The 3738-nt window shown below is 72.7% G+C and carries 7 protein-coding genes; all 7 read left to right on the plus strand.

The annotated features are described in order from the left end of the window. Positions 1-337 (plus strand): type II secretion system F family protein (locus tag ACFW48_RS38410; RefSeq protein ID WP_386323277.1); only part of this gene is annotated, 337 nt, incomplete at its 5' end. Continuing rightward, positions 334-1215 carry a type II secretion system F family protein gene (locus ACFW48_RS38415; RefSeq protein ID WP_386323279.1) on the plus strand — a complete coding sequence of 294 codons (882 nt, stop codon included), beginning with the start codon at positions 334-336 and terminating at the stop codon, positions 1213-1215. The genes ACFW48_RS38410 and ACFW48_RS38415, both read left to right, overlap by 4 nt. 20 nt (positions 1216-1235) lie before the next feature. Then, positions 1236-1451: a hypothetical protein gene (locus ACFW48_RS38420; protein WP_386323281.1), complete on the plus strand. Its 216-nt coding sequence runs from the start codon at positions 1236-1238 to the stop codon at positions 1449-1451. 44 nt (positions 1452-1495) lie between these two features. Continuing rightward, on the plus strand, positions 1496-1936 hold the full coding sequence (locus tag ACFW48_RS38425) for a TadE/TadG family type IV pilus assembly protein (protein WP_386323283.1): 441 nt from the start codon (positions 1496-1498) through the stop codon (positions 1934-1936). Beyond that, positions 1933-2394, plus strand: a complete 462-nt coding sequence (locus ACFW48_RS38430) for a TadE/TadG family type IV pilus assembly protein (protein ID WP_386323284.1) — start codon at positions 1933-1935, stop codon at positions 2392-2394. The genes ACFW48_RS38425 and ACFW48_RS38430 overlap by 4 nt, the downstream gene beginning before the upstream one ends. A gap of 4 nt (positions 2395-2398) precedes the next feature. Further along, entirely contained in the window at positions 2399-2848 is a 450-nt protein-coding gene (locus ACFW48_RS38435) for a pilus assembly protein TadG-related protein (RefSeq protein WP_386323286.1), read from the plus strand. A 25-nt stretch (positions 2849-2873) separates the two neighbouring features. Next, positions 2874-3738: LysM peptidoglycan-binding domain-containing protein (locus ACFW48_RS38440; protein ID WP_386323288.1), on the plus strand; the 865-nt coding region annotated here is incomplete at its 3' end.

Genomic DNA, 3738 nt, shown 5'->3' on the forward strand with positions numbered 1-3738 from the left:
CGAGTCGGTGCACGAGGAGGTCGCCCGTCGGCGGGCGATCGAGGCGGACCGGGCCAAGCCGCGTACGACGATGCGGTGGATGACCATCATCACCCTGGCCGTGATCGGCCTCGGCTTCCTCATCCCCTCCTACACCGCTCCGTACGGGACGCTGCTCGGCCAGCTGGTCCTCGCCGTCCTCGCAGCCGGCTTCGTGGGTGTGCTGGCGCTGATGCGGCAGATCGCCGACACCAAGCCGGTCCCCCGCTTCCTGGTCGCCGACCCACGCAGCGCCGTCACCCCGCCCGCCCCGGCCGCCGATCCGGCCAGGCACGAGAGCACGGAGGTGCCGGCATGATGCCCGTGGCCGCAATCCTGTCCGGAGCGACGATCGGCGCCGGCGCCGCCCTCCTGATCCGCGAAATCCTGCGCCCCGCACCCGCGCTCGGCCCGGCACTGCGCCGCCTCAACCAGCCCGCCCCACCCCGTACCGACGATGCGGGAGCCGACCGGGACGAGCGGTGGGGGCAATGGCTGGTCGAGCACCTCACCGACGTCCCCGGCGTACGGATCCCCCACAAGGATCTCGCGCTGACCGGCACCACCCCGGCGAAGTTCATCCTGACCAAGGTCGCTCTGGCGGCCGGTGGTCTGCTGCTGCCGCCGCTGTCGACGATCCCGCTGCTGCTGCTCGGCCTGCCCTTGTACCTGCCCGCCATCGTCGGCATCCTCGCCGCGGCCCTGCTCTGGTTCACCCCCGACCTTGCTCTGCGGGACAAGGCCAAGCGGGCCCGCGCTGAGTTCGCGCACGCCATGGCCGCCTACCTCGACCTGGTCGCGCTGCGCCGGGCGGGGAACGTCTCGGCCGAGCAGGCCATGGAACAGGCCGCGCAGACCGGCCAGGGCTGGGCGTTCGTCCGCATCCAGCAGGCCCTGGCCCGCTCACGGGTGGACAAGGTCCCCCACTGGGAGTCCCTGGCCCGCCTCACCGCCGAACTCGACCTGCCCGTCCTGGACGACCTCGCCGCGATCATGCGGCAGTCCGCCGACGACGGCGCCTCCGTCTACGCCACCCTGCGCTCCCGCGCGAAGAACCTGCGCACCGAGCTCCTCACCGCGCAGGCGACCGAAGCCAACGCCGACAGCGAGAAGATGACCGCCCCCGGCGCGCTCCTCGCCGTCCTGGTGATGCTCCTGATCGCCTTCCCCGCCATCATCCGCATGCTCAACACCTGACCCGAAAGGGGCCACACACCATGCTCAACAAGATCGCCGCCCGCGCCACGACCGCCGCCCACTCCGCTGTGCGCTGGTACAAGTCCCGCCTGGAGCAGGGCGGCCCGGCCGACCGGGGCGACATCTCCATCACCACGATCATCATCTGGGTCGCCGCCGTGGCCGGCGCGATCGCTATCGCCGGGACCATCGCGGTGGTCATCGGCCGCTACAACACCACCCTCTCCGGCATCTGACCGCGCCAAAGACGGATACCAGGATGTGCGGGGGAAGGAGGAACGTGCCGCACGACAACGACGACCCGGCCGACCGGCAGCACCGGGCCGGCCATGCACGAGGAATGGCGTGTGGTGATCGGGGGGAGTCGTCCATCCAGATGGCGATCGTGTTCCCGTTCGTCATCCTGCTGACGGTGGCCGTGGTGCAGGCCGCGATGTGGGTCCACGCGCGCAACGTCGCGCTGACCGCCGCGCGTGAAGGCGTGGCCGCGGCCCGCACCTATCAGTCCCCGGAGGGCGCGGGTGCCGACCGCGCCCGCGAGACGCTCGGCCGGATCGCCGGCGACAGCCTGCGCGCACCGACCGTCAGCACGGACGGCAGCACGGCCACCGATGTGCGGGTGACCGTCACCGGCAGCGCCCCCTCGATGGTGCCGGGCCTGTCGGGGCTGTCGGTGTCGCAGTCGGCGTCGGCTCCCCGCGAACGGTGGACCACGCCATGACCGCCCTGAGTTCCGGTGGCGGTTGGCGTGGGCGGCTGCAGGGGGACCGGGGCAGCGAGGCCATCGCCACCGCGATCGTCGCCCCGCTGCTGCTGATGCTGCTGTGTACGGCGATCGCTGGCGGCCGGATCGTCACCTCGGGCTCGAAGGTCGACGCCGCCGCGGAGGACGCCGCTCGCGCCGCCTCCATCTCCCGCACCCACGCCGGCGCTGAGAGCGAGGCCTCCGAGGCTGCCGCCCGCTCCCTGAACGACCAGGGCATCCGGTGCGCTTCGACGTCGACGAGCATCGACGCCTCCGGTCTCGCCGTCCCCCTCGGCCAGGTCGGCACGGTCACCGTGACCATCTCCTGCACCGTGCCGCTGTCCGACCTCCTGCTGCCCGGGATGCCCGGATCGAAGACCATGACCAGCACGTTCACGTCCGTCGTGGACGCCTACCGCTCCCGGGAAGGGTGACGTCGTGCCCGATCCCGCACCTCACCGGGGCCTCCGTCGGCTGCACGGCGACGAGGGCGGCGTCGCCGTCTACACCGCGATCTGCACCATCGCCCTGCTGGGCATCATCGGCCTCGCCATCGACGGCGGCGGCAAGCTACGCGCCACCGAACGCGCCGACGCCGTCGCCATGGAGGCAGCCCGCGCCGCCGGACAGGCCATCGACCCGGGCGCTGCCGTGACCGGCGAGGGGATCCGCGTAAACCCCGAAGCCGCCCAGGCCGCCGCGCACGCCTACCTCTCCCGGGCCGGCGCCCGCGGCAGCGTCGGCCTCTCTGCCGACGGCACCCAGCTGACCGTCACCGTGAACGGCACCTACGCCACCATTTTCCTTTCCGTCGTCGGCATCGGCTCGATGAACGTCTCCGGGCACGGCAGCGCCCGCCTCCTGCACGGCGTGAACCAGCCCGAATAGGGCGTCGATCGAGAAGGACCCGAACATGTCCAAGCCCACCCCGAAGCCGTCGCGGCCCGCGCGCGGCGGCGCCCAGACGGCGGCCGCCGTGGCCCGCGGCCTGCTCAGCCTGCTCCTCCTGGCCGGGCTCCTGGCCGGCCTGCCGATCCTGCTGTGGTGGGCCACCTCGATCGTCGGCCCGCCCGGAGTTGCCGCGCTCGGCTCCCTGTTCTCCACCGACGACTCCGGCCAGGTGTTCCTCCTGGCCCTCGCCATCGCCGGATGGATCGGCTGGGCCCTGTTCGCGTGCGCGGTGATGCTGGAGATCCCCGCCCAGCTCCGCGGCCGCGCCGCCCCGCAAATCCGGGGCCTGGTCGGTCAACGCGCCGCCGCCACCCTTGTCGGCGCGGTCCTGCTGGCCCTGCCCACCACGACCGCCCTCGCTGCTCCCGCCACTGCGGCCAACGCCCCCACGGCGCCGGTGAGCGTGAGCGCCGCCGCCGTCCCGGGCAGCATCAGCGGAGGTACCGCAGGGACCTCTGCGTCGAGCAGCGACGGCGAGGACGCGCTGGGCAGTTACGCGGTGCGGGACGTCAAGCCGGCGGAGAGTCTGTGGTCGATCGCGGAACAGGCCCTGGGCGATGGACACCGGTGGGAGGAGATCGCTCGGATGAACGAGGGTCGCCCCATGACGGACGGGTCCGTGTTCCGCGCCGATCAGCCCATCCGTCCCGGTTGGATCCTCACCCTCCCCGCCGCGGCGGAAACAGCAGGTCTGCGCCCGCAGGCGACCGCTGCCGCGCAGGTTGAGGGCGCGCGCACCGAGCACACGGTGCGGCCGGGCGAGAACCTCTCCGGGATCGCTGGCGCGCAGCTGGGCGACGCGAGCCGGTACATGGAGATCTTCGACC

The organism is Streptomyces sp. NPDC058812 (assembly GCF_042744565.1).
GTDB lineage: Bacteria > Actinomycetota > Actinomycetes > Streptomycetales > Streptomycetaceae > Streptomyces > Streptomyces thinghirensis.

Bases quoted from the DNA above. Each gene is read 5' to 3' on its own strand.
- ACFW48_RS38415 (WP_386323279.1), top strand. From the start codon at position 334: ATGATGCCCGTGGCCGCAATCCTGTCCGGAGCGACGATCGGCGCCGGC.
- ACFW48_RS38420 (WP_386323281.1), top strand. From the start codon at position 1,236: ATGCTCAACAAGATCGCCGCCCGCGCCACGACCGCCGCCCACTCCGCT.
- ACFW48_RS38430 (WP_386323284.1), top strand. From the start codon at position 1,933: ATGACCGCCCTGAGTTCCGGTGGCGGTTGGCGTGGGCGGCTGCAGGGG.